The organism is Pseudomonas sp. F8002 (assembly GCF_013385495.1).
Lineage (GTDB): Bacteria > Pseudomonadota > Gammaproteobacteria > Pseudomonadales > Pseudomonadaceae > Aquipseudomonas.
Map to the genome: position 1 here is coordinate 46,744 of NZ_JACAPW010000043.1, position 17,963 is coordinate 64,706.

The 17,963-nt window shown below is 60.4% G+C and carries 16 protein-coding genes; all 16 read left to right on the top strand.

Features of this window, described 5'->3' with window-relative positions:
* Nucleotides 1–110: 110 nt before the first annotated feature.
* The 16 genes from aceA (at nt 111) to HX811_RS28645 (ending at nt 17,936) form a co-directional block, all read left to right on the top strand.
* The gene (aceA, locus tag HX811_RS28570; RefSeq protein ID WP_003219577.1) at nt 111–1,436 is read left to right on the top strand and encodes an isocitrate lyase; all 1,326 of its coding nucleotides are present in this window, start codon (nt 111–113) and stop codon (nt 1,434–1,436) included.
* A 658-nt stretch (nt 1,437–2,094) separates the two neighbouring features.
* Complete coding sequence (locus HX811_RS28575; RefSeq protein WP_003219575.1) at nt 2,095–2,508, top strand: NADH-quinone oxidoreductase subunit A; 414 nt, start codon at nt 2,095–2,097, stop codon at nt 2,506–2,508.
* A gap of 10 nt (nt 2,509–2,518) precedes the next feature.
* Nucleotides 2,519–3,193, top strand: coding sequence for an NADH-quinone oxidoreductase subunit B family protein (locus tag HX811_RS28580; RefSeq protein WP_003219572.1), 675 nt, complete (start codon nt 2,519–2,521; stop codon nt 3,191–3,193).
* A 72-nt stretch (nt 3,194–3,265) separates the two neighbouring features.
* The gene (gene nuoC, locus HX811_RS28585) at nt 3,266–5,050 is read left to right on the top strand and encodes an NADH-quinone oxidoreductase subunit C/D (RefSeq protein ID WP_003219570.1); all 1,785 of its coding nucleotides are present in this window, start codon (nt 3,266–3,268) and stop codon (nt 5,048–5,050) included.
* A 2-nt stretch (nt 5,051–5,052) separates the two neighbouring features.
* On the top strand, nt 5,053–5,550 hold the full coding sequence (nuoE, locus tag HX811_RS28590) for an NADH-quinone oxidoreductase subunit NuoE (RefSeq protein ID WP_003219568.1): 498 nt from the start codon (nt 5,053–5,055) through the stop codon (nt 5,548–5,550).
* On the top strand, nt 5,547–6,902 hold the full coding sequence (gene nuoF, locus HX811_RS28595) for an NADH-quinone oxidoreductase subunit NuoF (RefSeq protein WP_003219566.1): 1,356 nt from the start codon (nt 5,547–5,549) through the stop codon (nt 6,900–6,902). Before nuoE ends, nuoF begins: the two co-directional genes overlap by 4 nt.
* 135 nt (nt 6,903–7,037) lie before the next feature.
* Nucleotides 7,038–9,752, top strand: a complete 2,715-nt coding sequence (gene nuoG / locus HX811_RS28600; RefSeq protein ID WP_177048408.1) for an NADH-quinone oxidoreductase subunit NuoG — start codon at nt 7,038–7,040, stop codon at nt 9,750–9,752.
* Nucleotides 9,749–10,756 (top strand): NADH-quinone oxidoreductase subunit NuoH, encoded by a 1,008-nt coding sequence (gene nuoH / locus HX811_RS28605; RefSeq protein ID WP_003219563.1) that lies wholly within the window; start codon nt 9,749–9,751, stop codon nt 10,754–10,756. Before nuoG ends, nuoH begins: the two co-directional genes overlap by 4 nt.
* 11 nt (nt 10,757–10,767) lie before the next feature.
* Nucleotides 10,768–11,316 carry an NADH-quinone oxidoreductase subunit NuoI gene (nuoI, locus tag HX811_RS28610; protein WP_003174725.1) on the top strand — a complete coding sequence of 183 codons (549 nt, stop codon included), beginning with the start codon at nt 10,768–10,770 and terminating at the stop codon, nt 11,314–11,316.
* Between the two features lie 9 nt (nt 11,317–11,325).
* Entirely contained in the window at nt 11,326–11,829 is a 504-nt protein-coding gene (gene nuoJ, locus HX811_RS28615; RefSeq protein WP_003219561.1) for an NADH-quinone oxidoreductase subunit J, read from the top strand.
* A 2-nt stretch (nt 11,830–11,831) separates the two neighbouring features.
* A complete protein-coding gene (gene nuoK, locus HX811_RS28620) occupies nt 11,832–12,140 on the top strand; it encodes an NADH-quinone oxidoreductase subunit NuoK (protein ID WP_003219560.1) in 309 nt (102 codons plus the stop codon).
* Nucleotides 12,137–13,990: an NADH-quinone oxidoreductase subunit L gene (gene nuoL, locus HX811_RS28625; protein ID WP_003219559.1), complete on the top strand. Its 1,854-nt coding sequence runs from the start codon at nt 12,137–12,139 to the stop codon at nt 13,988–13,990. The genes nuoK and nuoL overlap by 4 nt, the downstream gene beginning before the upstream one ends.
* Before the next feature lie 49 nt (nt 13,991–14,039).
* Nucleotides 14,040–15,572 (top strand): NADH-quinone oxidoreductase subunit M, encoded by a 1,533-nt coding sequence (gene nuoM / locus HX811_RS28630; RefSeq protein WP_003219558.1) that lies wholly within the window; start codon nt 14,040–14,042, stop codon nt 15,570–15,572.
* 7 nt (nt 15,573–15,579) lie between these two features.
* Nucleotides 15,580–17,043 (top strand): NADH-quinone oxidoreductase subunit NuoN, encoded by a 1,464-nt coding sequence (gene nuoN / locus HX811_RS28635; RefSeq protein ID WP_003219557.1) that lies wholly within the window; start codon nt 15,580–15,582, stop codon nt 17,041–17,043.
* Between the two features lie 238 nt (nt 17,044–17,281).
* Nucleotides 17,282–17,632 carry a toxin gene (locus HX811_RS28640; protein WP_032899042.1) on the top strand — a complete coding sequence of 117 codons (351 nt, stop codon included), beginning with the start codon at nt 17,282–17,284 and terminating at the stop codon, nt 17,630–17,632.
* The gene (locus HX811_RS28645; protein WP_003219555.1) at nt 17,622–17,936 is read left to right on the top strand and encodes a DNA-binding transcriptional regulator; all 315 of its coding nucleotides are present in this window, start codon (nt 17,622–17,624) and stop codon (nt 17,934–17,936) included. The genes HX811_RS28640 and HX811_RS28645 overlap by 11 nt, the downstream gene beginning before the upstream one ends.
* The last annotated feature ends 27 nt before the right edge of the window (nt 17,937–17,963 follow it).

Below are 17,963 nucleotides of genomic sequence, written 5' to 3' on the forward strand. Positions count from 1 at the left end.
CCTGACTTGACCGCCTAAGCTTCTGGTCAGCGAGCAGCCATAACCACGCACTGATACGTGGCTGGCAAATGGAATTTTCCACCTAGACCTATGCGACGAGGTTTTTCCCCATGGCACTGACACGCGAACAGCAAATTGCAGCCCTTGAAAAAGACTGGGCTGAAAACCCACGCTGGAAAGGCGTGACCCGCGCTTATTCCGCTGCTGACGTCGTCCGCCTGCGTGGCTCGGTTCAACCTGAGCACACCTTTGCAAAACTCGGCGCCGAGAAGCTGTGGAAGCTGGTCACCCAGGGTGCCAAGCCGTCCTTCCGTCCCGAAAAAGATTTCGTCAACTGCATGGGCGCCCTGACTGGCGGCCAAGCGGTTCAACAGGTCAAAGCCGGTATCCAGGCGATCTACCTGTCTGGCTGGCAAGTGGCAGCGGACAACAACTCCGCTGAATCCATGTACCCCGACCAATCGCTGTACCCGGTGGACTCCGTGCCAACCGTGGTCAAGCGCATCAACAACTCGTTCCGCCGTGCCGACCAGATCCAGTGGAAAGCCGGTAAAGGCCCGGGCGATGAAGGCTACATCGACTACTTCGCACCGATCGTTGCAGACGCTGAAGCCGGTTTCGGCGGCGTACTGAACGCCTACGAGCTGATGAAGAGCATGATCGAGGCAGGCGCTGCCGGCGTTCACTTCGAAGACCAGCTGGCTTCGGTGAAGAAATGCGGCCACATGGGCGGCAAGGTACTGGTTCCAACCCAGGAAGCTGTTCAGAAGCTGACGGCTGCTCGTCTGGCTGCTGACGTTGCTGGCACTCCGACCATCATCCTGGCCCGTACCGATGCCAACGCGGCTGATTTGCTGACCTCGGATTGCGACCCGTACGACCAGCCGTTCGTGACTGGCGAACGTACCCAGGAAGGTTTCTATAAAGTGCGCGCCGGTCTCGACCAGGCGATCGCTCGTGGCTTGGCCTACGCGCCGTACGCCGACCTGATCTGGTGCGAAACTGCCAAGCCGGACCTGGACGAAGCTCGCCGCTTTGCCGAAGCCATCAAGAAGGAATACCCGGATCAACTGCTGTCCTACAACTGCTCGCCTTCCTTCAACTGGAAGAAGAACCTGGACGACGCGACCATCGCCAAGTTCCAGCGTGAACTGTCTGCCATGGGCTACAAGCACCAATTCATCACCCTGGCCGGCATTCACAACATGTGGCACAGCATGTTCAACCTGGCGCATGACTACGCCCGTAATGACATGACTGCCTACGTGAAGCTGCAGGAGCAGGAATTCGCTGACGCCGCCAAGGGTTACACCTTTGTGGCGCACCAGCAGGAAGTGGGCACCGGTTACTTCGACGACATGACCACCGTGATCCAGGGCGGCACCTCGTCCGTGACTGCGCTGACCGGTTCGACCGAAGAAGAGCAGTTCCACTAAGTACTGAGTACACGGCCACTGCGGCCCCACGGAAGACCTAACCGCAGTGCCGCACGATCTGACGCCCCGACTGGTTCGGGGCGTTTTTTTTGCACTGATGAAACCCTGCCTGACACAACACAGATCAAAATGTGGGAGCGGGCTTGCTCGCGAATGCGGTGTATCAGTCAACAGATTCATTGGCTGACCCACTGCATTCGCGAGCAAGCCCGCTCCCACAAGGGGAATGTGTGCATTCTAAAAATTTGTGCAAAACATTGATCTAGAGCGGTATCTGCCTCAACCAGATCGGTTAAAAGATCTCCGTCAGCAACTAAGCGACACTCTAGCAAGTAACGGCAACTTCCCCCGCCACACGAGAAACATTCGCTTAAACCCCACGCAAACAATATTCATTATCATTTAGAGCATGAAAACTTCTTTACCGGTTAAACAAAACACAATTCGTGAAAAGCCCGCTAATGCCCGCAGCACAAGGGCTACAGCCCCAAGAAGGTGCACTATGTGCTTATTCCATCGAATAATTTCGCTATAGGAATTTTACTTGCCCGGTGTTTAGCCATAAAATCACCGCGATTGATTGCGCTGCGACATATCGTCACTGCATCGTTACTTTTTCGAGCTCAGAGACCTTTGCTCTCTGTTAAGGATTTCCAGCATGACCGAAGCGACAGGACTCATGGCCCACAACTGGGGCTTTGCCATTTTCCTCCTCGGTGTAGTCGGCCTTTGCGCCTTCATGCTTGGCGTCTCCAGCCTCCTCGGGTCAAAAGCCTGGGGCCGCAGCAAAAACGAACCGTTCGAGTCCGGCATGCTACCTACAGGTGGCGCCCGCTTGCGGCTCTCAGCCAAATTCTATCTGGTCGCGATGCTCTTCGTGATCTTCGACATCGAAGCCCTTTTTCTCTTTGCCTGGTCTGTGTCCGTCCGCGAAAGCGGCTGGACCGGATTCGTCGAAGCCCTCGTTTTCATAGCAATTCTGTTGGCAGGCCTTGTCTACCTATTTCGAGTGGGCGCCCTTGACTGGGCTCCGGAAGCTCGTCGCAAGCGGCAAGCGAAGCTGAAACAATGAGGCTTTGGCGATGCAATACAATCTCACCAGGATCGACCCGGATGCTCCTAACGAGCAGTACCCAATCGGCGAACGGGAAACCGTTTCCGACCCGTTAGAAGACCAAGTCCACAAAAACATCTACATGGGCAAGCTGGAAGACGTGCTGAGTGGCGCGGTCAACTGGGGACGTAAGAACTCCCTGTGGCCGTACAACTTCGGTCTGTCCTGCTGCTACGTGGAAATGACCACCGCCTTCACGGCGCCCCACGACATCGCGCGCTTTGGCGCCGAAGTTATCCGGGCATCGCCGCGTCAGGCGGATTTCATGGTTATCGCCGGTACCTGCTTTATCAAGATGGCGCCGATCATTCAGCGTCTCTACGAGCAAATGCTCGAGCCAAAGTGGGTTATCTCCATGGGTTCGTGCGCCAACTCCGGTGGCATGTACGACATCTACTCCGTGGTTCAGGGGGTGGACAAGTTCCTGCCCGTGGACGTCTACGTGCCTGGCTGCCCGCCCCGCCCTGAAGCATTTCTGCAAGGCTTGATGCTGTTGCAGGAATCGATTGGCAAGGAGCGTCGCCCACTTTCCTGGGTTGTCGGAGATCAAGGCGTATACCGCGCCGAGATGCCGTCACAAAAGGAACAGCGCCGCGAACAGCGTATTCAGGTAACCAACCTGCGCAGCCCCGACGAAGTCTGATCCAGAACCGCTTCTTTTATAGAACGAAAACCTGGCTTCATTCTTTACGTTGACCGAAAGCGATAAAAAACCATGACTACAGGCAGTGCTCTGTACATCCCGCCTTATAAGGCAGACGACCAGGATGTGGTCGTCGAACTCAACAACCGTTTTGGCCCTGACGCCTTCACCGCCCAGGCCACACGCACCGGCATGCCGGTGCTGTGGGTGGCGCGTGCCAGGCTCGTCGAAGTCCTGAGCTTCCTGCGCAACCTGCCCAAGCCGTACGTCATGCTCTATGACCTGCATGGCGTGGACGAGCGCCTGCGCACCAAGCGCCAGGGGCTGCCGAGCGGCGCCGACTTCACCGTGTTCTACCACTTGATGTCGCTTGAACGTAACAGCGACGTGATGATCAAGGTGGCCCTCTCCGAGAGCGACCTGAGCGTTCCGACCGTGACCGGTATCTGGCCCAACGCCAACTGGTACGAGCGTGAAGTGTGGGACATGTTCGGCATCGATTTCCCGGGCCACCCGCACCTGTCGCGCATCATGATGCCGCCGACCTGGGAAGGTCACCCGCTGCGCAAGGACTTCCCTGCCCGCGCCACCGAATTCGATCCATTCAGCCTGACCCTCGCCAAGCAACAGCTTGAAGAAGAGGCTGCGCGCTTCCGTCCGGAAGACTGGGGCATGAAGCGCTCCGGCACCAACGAGGACTACATGTTCCTCAACCTGGGCCCGAACCACCCTTCGGCTCACGGTGCCTTCCGCATCATCCTGCAACTGGACGGCGAAGAAATCGTCGACTGCGTACCGGACATCGGCTACCACCACCGTGGTGCCGAGAAGATGGCCGAGCGTCAGTCGTGGCACAGCTTCATCCCGTACACCGACCGTATCGACTACCTCGGCGGCGTGATGAACAACCTGCCGTACGTGCTCTCGGTCGAGAAGCTGGCCGGCATCAAGGTGCCGGACAAGGTCGACACCATCCGCATCATGATGGCCGAGTTCTTCCGGATCACCAGCCACCTGCTGTTCCTGGGTACCTATATCCAGGACGTCGGCGCCATGACCCCGGTGTTCTTCACCTTCACCGACCGTCAGCGTGCGTACAAGGTCATCGAAGCCATCACCGGTTTCCGCCTGCACCCCGCCTGGTACCGCATCGGCGGCGTCGCCCACGACCTGCCGCGTGGCTGGGAACGCCTGGTCAAGGAATTCATCGACTGGATGCCCAAGCGTCTGGACGAGTACCAGAAAGCCGCCCTGGACAACAGCATCCTCAAGGGCCGGACCATCGGCGTCGCCCAGTACAACACCAAAGAGGCCCTGGAATGGGGCGTCACCGGTGCTGGCCTGCGTTCCACCGGTTGCGATTTCGACCTGCGTAAAGCACGCCCGTACTCCGGCTACCAGAACTTCGAATTCGAAGTGCCGCTGGCGGCCAACGGCGATGCCTACGACCGCTGCATCGTGCGCGTCGAAGAAATGCGCCAGAGCCTGAAGATCATCGAACAGTGCATGCGCAACATGCCGGAAGGCCCGTACAAGGCGGATCACCCGCTGACCACGCCGCCGCCGAAAGAGCGCACGCTGCAACACATCGAAACCCTGATCACGCACTTCCTGCAGGTTTCGTGGGGCCCGGTAATGCCGGCCAACGAATCCTTCCAGATGATCGAAGCGACCAAGGGTATCAACAGTTATTACCTGACGAGCGATGGCGGCACCATGAGCTACCGCACCCGGATTCGTACGCCAAGCTTCCCGCACCTGCAGCAGATCCCTTCGGTGATCAAAGGTGAAATGGTCGCGGACTTGATTGCGTACCTGGGTAGTATCGATTTCGTTATGGCCGACGTGGACCGCTAAGCATGAATAGCACGCTTATCCAGACAGACCGTTTCACCTTGAGTGAAACCGAGCGCTCGGCCATCGAGCACGAGCTGCACCACTACGAAGACCCGCGCGCGGCGTCGATCGAAGCCTTGAAGATCGTCCAGAAGGAACGTGGCTGGGTGCCGGACGGCGCCCTCTACGCCATCGGCGAGATCCTCGGCATCCCCGCCAGCGACGTTGAAGGCGTGGCGACGTTCTACAGCCAGATCTTCCGCCAGCCGGTCGGCCGCCACATCATTCGCGTGTGCGACAGCATGGTCTGCTACATCGGTGGCCACGAGTCCGTGGTCAGCGAGATCCAGAGCAAGCTGGGCATCGGCCTGGGCCAAACCACTCCGGACGGGCGCTTCACGCTGCTGCCGGTGTGCTGCCTGGGCAACTGTGACAAGGCGCCGGCGTTGATGATCGACGACGACACATTCGGCGACGTGCAGCCTGCTGGCGTCACCCAATTGCTCGAGGGCTACCCATGACCCTGACTTCCTTCGGTCCTGCCAACCGCATCAAGCGGTCGGCCGAGACTCACCCGCTGACCTGGCGCCTGCGTGACGACGGCGAGCCTGTATGGCTTGACGAGTACCAGGCCAAGAACGGTTACGCGGCCGCGCGCAAAGCCTTTGCCGACATGGCCCAGGACGACATCGTCCAGACCGTGAAAGACGCAGGCCTTAAGGGCCGCGGCGGTGCAGGCTTCCCCACGGGTGTCAAGTGGGGCCTGATGCCGAAAGACGAATCCATCAACATCCGCTACCTGCTGTGCAACGCGGATGAAATGGAGCCGAACACCTGGAAAGACCGCATGCTGATGGAGCAACTGCCCCATCTGCTGATCGAAGGCATGCTGATCAGTGCCCGCGCGCTGAAAACCTACCGTGGCTACATCTTCCTGCGTGGCGAATACACCACCGCCGCCAAGCACCTGAACCGTGCCGTGGAAGAAGCCAAGGCCGCTGGCCTGCTGGGCAAGAACATCCTTGGTTCGGGTTTCGACTTCGAACTGTTCGTGCACACCGGCGCCGGGCGTTATATCTGCGGTGAAGAAACCGCACTGATCAACTCCCTCGAAGGCCGCCGCGCCAACCCGCGTTCCAAGCCGCCCTTCCCTGCCGCCGTGGGCGTGTGGGGCAAGCCGACGTGCGTGAACAACGTTGAGACCCTGTGCAACGTGCCGGCAATCATCGGCGACGGCGTGGAGTGGTACAAATCGTTGGCCCGCGAAGGCAGCGAAGACATGGGCACCAAGCTCATGGGCTTCTCCGGCAAGGTCAAGAACCCGGGCCTGTGGGAACTGCCTTTCGGCGTGACCGCACGGGAGCTGTTCGAGGACTACGCCGGCGGCATGCGCGATGGCTACACCCTCAAGGCCTGGCAGCCAGGCGGCGCCGGTACCGGCTTCCTGTTGCCAGAACACCTGGACGCTCAAATGTACGCCGGCGGCATCGGCAAGGTGGGCACCCGTATGGGTACCGGCCTGGCCATGGCCGTGGACAACACCGTGAACATGGTGTCGTTGCTGCGCAACATGGAGCAGTTCTTCTCCCGCGAATCCTGTGGCTTCTGCACCCCGTGCCGCGACGGTTTGCCATGGAGCGTCAAGCTGCTGATGGCCCTGGAAAACGGCGAAGGCCGCGAGGGCGACATCGAGACCCTGCTGGGTCTGGTCGGTTTCCTCGGCCCAGGCAAGACCTTCTGTGCTCACGCACCGGGCGCCGTGGAGCCATTGGGCAGCGCGATCAAATACTTCCGCTCGGAGTTCGAAGCCGGCATCGCGCCTACCAGCGCCGCCGTCCCGCCTCTGGCAAGGCCGATCGTAGTCGGCGCGTAACGCTTAAAAAGGCGAAGGGTCCGCACCCGCAGCTTTCTCATGTGCTGACGCCTTCAAGGCTGTGTTGATGCACATGAATAACAAGATTCCATTAGCCACGCCCGCTGACACCGGGCCAACGAAGAACTTTGAACCATGGCCACTATCCACGTAGACGGCAAAGAGCTCGAAGTCGATGGGGCAGACAACCTGTTACAGGCGTGTCTGTCGCTAGGCCTCGACATTCCATATTTCTGCTGGCACCCCGCCCTTGGCAGCGTTGGCGCTTGCCGCCAGTGCGCGGTCAAGCAGTACACCGACGAGAACGACACCCGTGGTCGTATCGTCATGTCCTGCATGACCCCTGCCACCGACGGCAGCTGGATCTCCATCGAAGACGAAGAAGCGAAAGTGTTTCGCGCCAGCGTCGTCGAATGGCTGATGACCAACCACCCGCACGACTGCCCTGTGTGTGAGGAAGGCGGCCACTGCCACCTGCAAGACATGACCGTGATGACCGGCCACAACGAGCGCCGGTATCGCTTCACCAAGCGTACCCACCAGAACCAGCAACTGGGCCCGTTCATTTCCCACGAGATGAACCGCTGCATCGCTTGCTACCGCTGCGTGCGCTTCTATAAGGACTACGCCGGCGGTACCGACCTCGGTGTGTTTGGCGCCCACGACAACGTGTACTTCGGTCGCGTTGAAGACGGCACCCTGGAAAGCGAGTTCTCCGGCAACCTCACCGAGGTCTGCCCGACCGGTGTGTTCACCGACAAGACTCACTCCGAGCGCTACAACCGCAAGTGGGACATGCAGTTCTCGCCGAGCATCTGCCATGGCTGCTCCAGCGGTTGCAACATCTCCCCGGGCGAACGCTACGGCGAACTGCGTCGGATCGAAAACCGCTTCAACGGTTCGGTCAACCAGTACTTCCTGTGCGACCGTGGCCGTTTCGGCTACGGCTACGTCAACCGCGAAGACCGCCCGCGTCAGCCACTGCTGGCCGACGGCGCCAAGCTGAGCCTCGACGAAGCACTGGATAAAGCCGCTGACCTGCTGCGCGGTCGCAACATCGTCGGTATCGGTTCGCCCCGCGCCAGCCTCGAAAGCAACTACGCGTTGCGCGAACTGGTGGGTGCCGAGCACTTCTACTCGGGTATCGAAGCCGGTGAACTGGAGCGCATCCGCCTGGTGCTGCAAGTGTTGAACGACAGCCCTCTGCCGGTTCCGAACATGCGCGACATCGAAGACCATGACGCGATCTTCGTCCTCGGTGAAGACCTGACCCAGACCGCTGCCCGTGTCGCCCTGTCCCTGCGCCAGTCGGTAAAAGGCAAGGCCGAAGACATGGCCGACGCCATGCGCGTCCAGCCATGGCTCGACGCTGCGGTGAAAAACATCGGCCAGCACGCGCTGAACCCGCTGTTTATCGCCAGTCTGACCGCCACCAAGCTCGACGACATCGCAGAAGAATGCGTACACGCCGCGCCTGACGACCTGGCCCGCATCGGTTTCGCCGTGGCCCACGCCCTCGACGCCAGCGCGCCTGCCGTAGAAGGCCTGGACGCTGAAGCCGCTGAACTGGCCAAGCGCATCGCCGACGCCCTGCTGGCCGCCAAGCGTCCATTGATCATTGCCGGTACCTCGTTGGGTTCCAAGGCGCTGATCGAAGCCGCTGCCAACATTGCCAAAGCCTTGAAGCTGCGCGAGAAGAACGGTTCCATCAGCCTGATCGTGCCGGAAGCCAACAGCCTCGGCCTGGCCATGCTCGGTGGCGAGTCCCTGGACGCCGCCCTGCAAGCCGTGACCGACGGCAGCAGCGATGCGATCGTGGTACTGGAAAACGACCTGTACACCCGCACTGATTCGGCCAAGGTCGACGCAGCGCTGAACGCGGCCAAAGTGGTGATCGTTGCCGACCACCAGAAAACCGCCACCAGCGACCGCGCCCACCTGGTACTGCCCGCCGCCAGCTTTGCTGAAGGCGACGGTACCCTGGTCAGCCAGGAAGGCCGCGCCCAGCGCTTCTTCCAGGTATTCGATCCGAAGTACATGGACGCCAGCATCCTGGTTCACGAAGGCTGGCGCTGGCTGCATGCCCTGCGCGCTACCCTGCTGAACCAGCCGATCGACTGGACCCAGCTCGACCACGTGACTGCCGCCACAGCCGCAGCCGCACCGCAACTGGCGCGCATCGTCGACGCTGCACCGTCCGCCGCGTTCCGCATCAAGGGCATGAAACTCGCCCGTGAACCGTTGCGTTACTCCGGCCGTACCGCCATGCGGGCTGACATCAGCGTGCATGAGCCACGTACACCGCAAGACAACGACACCGCGTTTGCCTTCTCCATGGAAGGTTACTCGGGTTCGGTCGAGCCACGTCAGCAGGTGCCTTTCGCCTGGTCGCCGGGCTGGAACTCGCCGCAGGCCTGGAACAAGTTCCAGGACGAAGTCGGTGGCCACATTCGTGCCGGCGACCCGGGCACCCGCCTGATCGAAAGCACCGGTGACTCGCTGAACTGGTTCGCCAGCGTTCCGCGTCCGTTCAACCCGGCCCAGGGTACCTGGCAGGTTGTGCCGTTCTTCCACCTGTTCGGCAGCGAAGAGACTTCTTCCAAAGCCGCGCCGGTACAAGAGCGCATTCCAGCCGCCTACGTGTCCGTAGCCAAGTCCGAAGCCGACCGCCTGGGCGTCAACGACGGTGCCCTGCTCAGCGTGAACGTCGCCGGCAAGACCCTGCGTCTGCCGCTGCGCATCGACGAAGAGTTGGGTGCTGGCCTGGTTGCATTGCCAAAAGGCCTCGCGGGGATTCCTCCGGCGATCTTCGGCCTCACCGTTGACGGTCTGCAGGAGGCAGCTCAATGACCTGGTTCACCCCTGAAGTGATCGACGTGATCATCGCGGTGGTCAAGGCCATCGTGATCCTGTTGGCCGTGGTCGTGGCGGGCGCCCTGCTCAGCTTCGTCGAACGTCGCCTGCTGGGCTGGTGGCAGGACCGTTACGGTCCGAACCGCGTTGGCCCGTTTGGTATGTTCCAGATCGCCGCCGACATGCTGAAAATGTTCTTCAAGGAAGACTGGACCCCGCCGTTTGCCGACAAGGTGATCTTCACCCTCGCACCGGTCGTGGCCATGAGCGCCTTGCTGATTGCCTTCGCAATCATCCCGATCACCCCGACCTGGGGCGTGGCGGACCTGAACATCGGCTTGCTGTTCTTCTTCGCCATGGCCGGCTTGTCGGTCTACGCGGTGCTGTTCGCCGGCTGGTCGAGCAACAACAAGTTCGCCCTGCTGGGCAGCTTGCGGGCCTCGGCCCAGACCGTGTCCTACGAAGTGTTCATGGGCCTCGCGCTGATGGGCATCGTGGTGCAGGTGGGCTCGTTCAACATGCGCGACATCGTCGAGTACCAGGCGCAGAACCTGTGGTTCATCATTCCGCAGTTCTTCGGCTTCTGTACGTTCTTCATCGCTGGCGTCGCCGTGACTCACCGTCACCCGTTCGACCAGCCGGAAGCGGAACAGGAACTGGCCGACGGTTACCACATTGAATACGCCGGCATGAAATGGGGCATGTTCTTCGTTGGTGAATACATCGGCATCATCTTGATCTCGGCCCTGCTGGTCACGCTGTTCTTCGGCGGCTGGCACGGTCCGTTCGGCATCCTGCCGCAGCTGGCGTTCTTCTGGTTCTTCCTGAAGACCGCGTTCTTCATCATGCTGTTCATCCTGCTGCGCGCTTCCATCCCGCGTCCACGGTATGACCAGGTGATGGATTTCAGCTGGCGATTCTGCCTGCCGCTGACCCTGATCAATTTGCTGGTGACTGCTGCCGTTGTGTTGTTGAACACGCCAGCGGGCGCGGTTCAGTGAGGATTTGACCCATGTTCAAATATATTGGCGACATCGTTAAGGGTACCGGTACCCAGTTGCGAAGCCTGGTGATGGTGTTCGGTCACGGCTTTCGCAAACGCGACACCCTGCAATACCCGGAAGAAGCGGTGTACCTGCCGCCGCGTTATCGCGGCCGCATTGTCCTGACCCGCGACCCCGACGGCGAAGAGCGCTGCGTGGCCTGCAACCTGTGCGCCGTGGCGTGCCCGGTGGGTTGCATCTCGCTGCAGAAAGCTGAAACCGAAGACGGTCGCTGGTACCCGGACTTCTTCCGCATCAACTTCTCGCGCTGCATTTTCTGCGGCCTCTGCGAGGAAGCTTGCCCGACCACCGCGATCCAGCTGACACCGGATTTCGAGATGGCCGAGTTCAAACGTCAGGACCTGGTGTACGAGAAAGAAGATCTGCTGATCTCTGGTCCCGGTAAAAACCCTGATTACAACTTCTATCGTGTTGCAGGTATGGCCGTTGCCGGTAAGCCGAAAGGCGCCGCACAAAACGAAGCCGAGCCGATCAACGTGAAGAGCTTGCTGCCTTAAGGAAGAAAGATGGAATTCGCTTTCTATTTCGCATCGGGTATTGCAGTGGTGTCCACGCTTCGCGTGATCACCAACACTAACCCTGTGCACGCCCTGCTCTACCTGATCATTTCGCTGATCGCCGTGGCCATGACCTTCTTCAGCCTCGGCGCACCGTTCGCCGGTGTACTGGAAGTGATCGCCTACGCCGGCGCCATCATGGTGCTGTTCGTGTTTGTGGTGATGATGCTCAACCTGGGGCCCGCGTCTGTCGCCCAGGAACGCGTCTGGCTCAAGCCCGGCATCTGGCTCGGCCCGGTGATCCTCGCAGCCCTGCTGCTGGGCGAACTGCTGTATGTGCTGTTCGCTCACCAGAGCGGCCAGGCCATCGGCCACACCACCGTAGACGCGAAAGCCGTGGGCATCAGCCTGTTCGGCCCGTACCTGCTGGTGGTCGAACTGGCTTCGATGCTGCTGCTCGCTGCAGCCATCACCGCCTTCCACTTGGGCCGCAACGAAGCCAAGGAGCAATGACGATGCCTGCTATCCCTTTGGAGCATGGTCTGGCGGTCGCCGGCATCCTGTTCTGCCTTGGCCTGGTCGGCCTGATGGTTCGCCGCAACATTCTGTTCGTGTTGATGAGCCTGGAAATCATGATGAACGCCGCGGCACTCGCGTTCATCGTGGCCGGTAGCCGTTGGGGCCAGCCGGATGGACAAGTGATGTTCATCCTGGTGATCAGCCTGGCAGCCGCCGAGGCCAGTATTGGCCTGGCGATCCTGCTGCAACTGTATCGTCGCTTCCACACGCTTGATATCGACGCTGCCAGTGAGATGCGCGGATGAACATGATCTTTCTGACTTTCGTATTTCCCCTGATCGGTTTCCTGCTGCTGTCGTTCTCCCGTGGACGCTGGTCGGAAAACCTCTCGGCCCTGGTCGGCGTGGGTTCCATCGGCCTGTCGGCAATTGTCGCCGCCTACGTCATCTGGCAATTCAACGTCGCACCGCCTGAAGGCGGTCACTACACGCTGGTGTTGTGGCAGTGGATGTCGGTGGAGGGTTTCAAGCCCAACTTCGCCCTCTACGTCGACGGCCTGTCGATCACCATGCTCGGCGTGGTCGTCGGTGTAGGCTTCCTGATCCACCTGTTCGCGTCCTGGTACATGCGCGGTGAAGCCGGTTACTCGCGCTTCTTCGCCTACACCAACCTGTTTATCGCGAGCATGCTGTTCCTGGTGCTGGGCGATAACCTGTTGTTCCTGTACTTCGGCTGGGAAGGCGTGGGCCTGTGCTCGTACCTGTTGATCGGTTTCTACTACAGCAACCGCAACAACGGTAACGCCGCACTCAAAGCCTTTATCGTGACCCGGATCGGTGACGTGTTCATGGCCATCGGCCTGTTCATCCTGTTCCAACAGGTGGGCACGCTGAACATCCAGGAACTGCTGGTGCTGGCACCGCAGAAATTCCAGGTCGGCGACTTTTGGATCACCCTGGCGACCCTGATGCTGCTGGGTGGCGCGGTCGGTAAATCCGCACAACTGCCGCTGCAAACCTGGCTGGCGGATGCGATGGCCGGCCCTACCCCGGTTTCGGCACTGATCCACGCCGCGACCATGGTAACCGCCGGTGTCTACCTGATTGCCCGTACCCACGGCCTGTTCACCCTGGCGCCGGAGATTCTGCACCTGGTGGGCCTGGTGGGTGGCGTGACCCTGGTACTGGCAGGTTTTGCTGCCCTGGTTCAGACCGACATCAAGCGTATCCTCGCCTACTCGACCATGAGCCAGATCGGCTACATGTTCCTGGCCCTGGGCGTTGGCGCCTGGGACGGCGCGATCTTCCACCTGATGACCCACGCCTTCTTCAAGGCCCTGCTGTTCCTTGCTTCCGGTGCGGTGATCGTTGCCTGCCACCACGAGCAGAACATCTTCAAGATGGGCGGCCTGTGGAAGAAACTGCCGTTGGCCTACGCCAGCTTCATCGTCGGCGGCGCGGCCTTGTCGGCCCTGCCACTGGTGACCGCAGGTTTCTACTCGAAAGACGAAATCCTCTGGGAAGCCTTTGCCAGCGGTAACCACGGCCTGCTGTACGCCGGCCTGGTAGGTGCGTTCATGACCTCGCTGTACACCTTCCGCCTGATCTTCATCACGTTCCACGGTGAAGCCAAGACTGAAGCCCACGCAGGCCATGGCATTTCCCACTGGCTGCCACTGTCGGTGCTGATCATCCTGTCGACCTTCGTCGGCGCCATGATCACCCCGCCACTGGCCGGTGTTTTGCCGGAAAGCGCCGGCCATGCCGGTGGTGCAGCCAAGCACAGCCTGGAAATCGCCTCGGGCGCCATCGCCATCGCGGGTATCCTGCTGGCGGCCCTGCTGTTCCTCGGCAAGCGCCGCTTCGTCACCGCCATCGCCAACAGTGGCATTGGCCGCTTCCTTTCGGCCTGGTGGTTCGCTGCCTGGGGCTTCGACTGGATCTACGACAAACTGTTCGTCAAGCCGTACCTTGCGATCAGCCACGTACTGCGCAAAGACCCGCTCGACCAGACCATCGGTTTGATCCCGCGTGCCGCCAAGGCCGGTCACACCGCCCTGAGCCGCAGCGAGACCGGCCAATTGCGCTGGTATGCAGCTTCCATGGCGGCCGGTGCCGTCCTGGTAATCGGCGCCATCATCGTGGTCGCGGTCTGACTATGCACATTGCGAACTTTGCGAACTTGCGAAAGGAAACGAGCCCGTCATGATTCTGCCCTGGCTAATCCTGATCCCCTTTATCGGCGGCCTGCTCTGCTGGATGGGTGAACGCTTCGGCGCCACCCTCCCCCGCTGGATTGCGTTGCTGACCATGTCCCTGGAACTCGCGCTCGGCCTCTGGCTGTGGGCCCATGGCGACTATTCATTTGCTCCGGCACCGGGTGTCGATCCAACCTTCGCGCTTGAATTCAAGCACGTGTGGATCCAGCGCTTCGGCATCAACGTGCACCTGGCCCTCGACGGCCTGTCGCTGTTGATGATCCTGCTGACCGGCCTGCTGGGTATCCTCTCGGTACTCTGCTCCTGGAAAGAGATCCAGCGTCACGTGGGCTTCTTCCACCTGAACCTGATGTGGATCCTGGGCGGCGTTGTCGGCGTGTTCCTCGCCCTCGACCTGTTCATGTTCTTCTTCTTCTGGGAAATGATGCTGGTGCCGATGTACTTCCTCATCGCGCTCTGGGGTCACAGTTCTTCGGACGGCAAGAAAACCCGGATCTACGCGGCGACCAAGTTCTTCATCTTCACCCAGGCTTCCGGCCTGATCATGTTGGTGGCGATCCTGGGCCTGGTACTGGTCAACTTCAACAGCACGGGCGTGATCACGTTCAACTACGCCGACCTGTTGAAAACCAAGATGTCCCTGACCACCGAGTACATCCTGATGCTGGGCTTCTTCATCGCGTTCGCGGTGAAGCTGCCGGTGGTGCCGTTTCACTCCTGGTTGCCTGACGCTCACGCCCAGGCGCCGACTGCAGGTTCCGTCGACCTGGCCGGTATCCTGTTGAAGACGGCGGCCTACGGCCTGCTGCGTTTCGCCCTGCCGCTGTTCCCGAATGCCTCGGCCGAGTTCGCGCCGATCGCCATGACCCTCGGTCTGATCGGGATCTTCTACGGTGCGTTCCTGGCCTTCGCCCAAACCGACATCAAGCGTCTGATTGCCTTCTCGTCCGTTTCCCACATGGGCTTCGTACTGATCGGCATCTACTCCGGCAGCCAACTGGCGCTGCAAGGCGCAGTGATCCAGATGCTGGCTCACGGTGTGTCGGCAGCGGCACTGTTTATCCTCAGCGGCCAACTGTACGAGCGCCTGCACACTCGTGACATGCGCGAGATGGGTGGCGTGTGGTCACGTATCGCCTACCTGCCGGCCATCAGCCTGTTCTTCGCCGCCGCATCCCTGGGCTTGCCGGGTACCGGTAACTTCATCGGCGAGTTCCTGATCCTGATGGGTGCCTTCGTGCATACGCCGTGGGTCAGTGCGATCGCTACGTCTGGCCTGGTGTTCGGTTCGGTCTACTCGCTGATCATGATCCACCGCGCATACTTCGGTCCGGCCAAGTCCGACACCGTGTTGCACGGCATGGACGGTCGCGAACTGATCATGGTGCTCGGCCTTGCGGTACTGCTGGTGTTTATCGGCGTGTACCCGCAACCGTTCCTGGATACTTCTGCCGCAACGATGCATGGCGTGCAGCAGTGGTTCGGCACCGCCTTCTCTCAACTCGCTTCGGCCCGGTAAGAGCGCTATGGAATTCACGATCCAACACTTTATCGCGCTTGCGCCGCTGCTGATCACCAGCCTCACCATCGTGGTGGTGATGCTGGCGATCGCCTGGCGCCGCAATCACTCGCAAACGTTCCTGCTGTCCTGTGCGGGCTTGAACCTGGCCCTGCTGTCGATTATCCCGGCACTCAAGGTCGCGCCACTGGCCGTGACCCCGCTGATGATGGTCGATGACTTCGCGCTGCTGTATATCGCGCTGATCCTGGTTGCCACCCTGGCCTGCGTCACGCTCGCCCACGCCTACCTCGGCGAAGGCGGCACCGGCTACCCGGGCAACCGCGAAGAGCTGTACCTGCTGATCCTGCTGGCTGCGGCCGGTGGTATCGTGCTGGTCAGCGCGCAGCACCTGGCCGGCTTGTTCATCGGCCTGGAACTGCTGTCGATCCCGGTCTACGGCCTGGTGGCGTATGCCTTCTTCAACAAGCGCTCCCTGGAAGCCGGCATCAAGTACATGGTGCTGTCGGCAGCCGGTTCGGCGTTCCTGTTGTTCGGTATGGCCCTGCTCTACGCAGAAGCCGGCAGCCTGAGCTTCAGCGGTATCGGTCACGCCCTGGCAGCCTCCGGCAGCCCTGCGCCAATTGCCCAACTGGGCCTGGCCATGATGCTGATCGGCCTGGCGTTCAAGCTGTCGCTGGTGCCGTTCCACCTGTGGACCCCGGACGTGTACGAAGGCGCCCCGGCGCCGGTGGCTGCTTTCCTGGCTACCGCGTCGAAAGTCGCCGTGTTTGCCGTGATGGTGCGTCTGTTCCAGATCTCCCCTGCGGCCAACACCGGTGTACTCAGCAACGTGCTGACCATCATCGCCATCGCTTCGATCCTGTTCGGCAACCTGCTGGCGCTGACCCAGAACAACCTCAAGCGTCTGCTGGGTTATTCGTCCATCGCGCACTTCGGTTACCTGCTGATCGCCCTGGTGGCGAGCAAGGGCCTGGCGATGGAAGCCATCGGCGTGTACCTGGTCACCTACGTGATCACAAGCCTGGGTGCATTCGGTGTGATCACGCTGATGTCCTCGCCTTACAAAGGCCGCGACGCCGACGCCCTGTACGAATACCGCGGCCTGTTCTGGCGCCGTCCGTACCTGACCGCAGTACTGACCGTGATGATGCTGTCCCTGGCGGGTATCCCGCTGACTGCGGGCTTCATCGGCAAGTTCTACATCGTGGCCACCGGTGTTGAAGCGCACGAATGGTGGTTGGTTGCTTCCCTGGTACTGGGCAGCGCCATCGGCGTTTTCTACTACCTGCGCGTGATGGTGACCTTGTACCTGATCGAGCCAAACCTGCGCCGTGTGGACGCCGAGTTGCACTGGGAACAGAAAGCAGGCGGCGTGATGCTGCTGGCAATCGCCCTGCTGGCGTTCTTCCTGGGTGTGTACCCACAACCGTTGCTCACCCTGGTGCAGCATGCGGTGATGGCGGGTTGATCGCTTAGTTAAACGCAGCAAGCAAAACGGCGCCTTCGGGCGCCGTTTTGCGTTTCTGGCGTATTAATTTGTTGTCTGACACACAAAGGGAATTTTCCTCGTCGAGATGCCTCCCCTTCCGGCATCACCCTGCCTGGGTCGCTCGTATCGTGGTTGCGTTTTAGGAAACATCCCACAGCAGGGTCACTTGACCCACCGCAGATGGGCCACCAAACTATACGCAGGCTACGTACAGAACATGGATGCTCTATTTATCGAATTGCCAGCCTTTGAGCGGCACCGCAGGGATTATCTGAGTGATGAGTTATTTCACGGCTTTCAACAAGAGTTGATGAGAAACCCGCAAGCGGGCAACGTGATAGAGGGAACCGGCGGGTTACGCAAGGTGCGCTTTGTCGACGAGCGACGCAACAAGGGCAAACGGGGTGGCCTGCGAGTCATCTATTACTGGTGGTCGGGCGGTACGCAGTTCTGGCTGTTCACCCTTTATGGCAAACACGAACAGGACGACCTGAGCGCTCAACACAAAACGGCGCTCAAACACCTGCTGGACAGGGAAATCAAAGCGAGAAAATCTTATGAAACGTGACATCTTTTCCGAACTGGTCGAAGGCTTCGACGCGCTGGCAGATGAACGAGAAGGCAAGGTAACGCTGCGCAGCCACAAGGTGCAGTTGAGCAAGCTGGCACCGCTCACTGCCGACGAAGTAGTCGCTGTGCGTCAACAACTCAATCTGTCGCGCTCGGTGTTTGCGATGTACCTGCGCACCAACACCCGGACCCTGGAAAATTGGGAGCAAGGCCGGGCCACACCCAATGCTCAGGCGGCAACCTTGATTCGGCTGGTGTCGAAGTTTCCGGAGACGGTGGAACGTTTGGCGCTGTTGACCTGATCGATCAATCCAGCCAACCCCATCGGC

What these genes read in the sequence shown, in the direction of transcription:
- aceA (WP_003219577.1), top strand. Translation starts at nt 111, where the DNA reads ATGGCACTGACACGCGAACAGCAAATTGCAGCCCTTGAAAAAGACTGG.
- HX811_RS28575 (WP_003219575.1), top strand. Translation starts at nt 2,095, where the DNA reads ATGACCGAAGCGACAGGACTCATGGCCCACAACTGGGGCTTTGCCATT.
- HX811_RS28580 (WP_003219572.1), top strand. Translation starts at nt 2,519, where the DNA reads ATGCAATACAATCTCACCAGGATCGACCCGGATGCTCCTAACGAGCAG.
- nuoC (WP_003219570.1), top strand. Translation starts at nt 3,266, where the DNA reads ATGACTACAGGCAGTGCTCTGTACATCCCGCCTTATAAGGCAGACGAC.
- nuoE (WP_003219568.1), top strand. Translation starts at nt 5,053, where the DNA reads ATGAATAGCACGCTTATCCAGACAGACCGTTTCACCTTGAGTGAAACC.
- nuoF (WP_003219566.1), top strand. Translation starts at nt 5,547, where the DNA reads ATGACCCTGACTTCCTTCGGTCCTGCCAACCGCATCAAGCGGTCGGCC.
- nuoG (WP_177048408.1), top strand. Translation starts at nt 7,038, where the DNA reads ATGGCCACTATCCACGTAGACGGCAAAGAGCTCGAAGTCGATGGGGCA.
- nuoH (WP_003219563.1), top strand. Translation starts at nt 9,749, where the DNA reads ATGACCTGGTTCACCCCTGAAGTGATCGACGTGATCATCGCGGTGGTC.
- nuoI (WP_003174725.1), top strand. Translation starts at nt 10,768, where the DNA reads ATGTTCAAATATATTGGCGACATCGTTAAGGGTACCGGTACCCAGTTG.
- nuoJ (WP_003219561.1), top strand. Translation starts at nt 11,326, where the DNA reads ATGGAATTCGCTTTCTATTTCGCATCGGGTATTGCAGTGGTGTCCACG.
- nuoK (WP_003219560.1), top strand. Translation starts at nt 11,832, where the DNA reads ATGCCTGCTATCCCTTTGGAGCATGGTCTGGCGGTCGCCGGCATCCTG.
- nuoL (WP_003219559.1), top strand. Translation starts at nt 12,137, where the DNA reads ATGAACATGATCTTTCTGACTTTCGTATTTCCCCTGATCGGTTTCCTG.
- nuoM (WP_003219558.1), top strand. Translation starts at nt 14,040, where the DNA reads ATGATTCTGCCCTGGCTAATCCTGATCCCCTTTATCGGCGGCCTGCTC.
- nuoN (WP_003219557.1), top strand. Translation starts at nt 15,580, where the DNA reads ATGGAATTCACGATCCAACACTTTATCGCGCTTGCGCCGCTGCTGATC.
- HX811_RS28640 (WP_032899042.1), top strand. Translation starts at nt 17,282, where the DNA reads ATGGATGCTCTATTTATCGAATTGCCAGCCTTTGAGCGGCACCGCAGG.
- HX811_RS28645 (WP_003219555.1), top strand. Translation starts at nt 17,622, where the DNA reads ATGAAACGTGACATCTTTTCCGAACTGGTCGAAGGCTTCGACGCGCTG.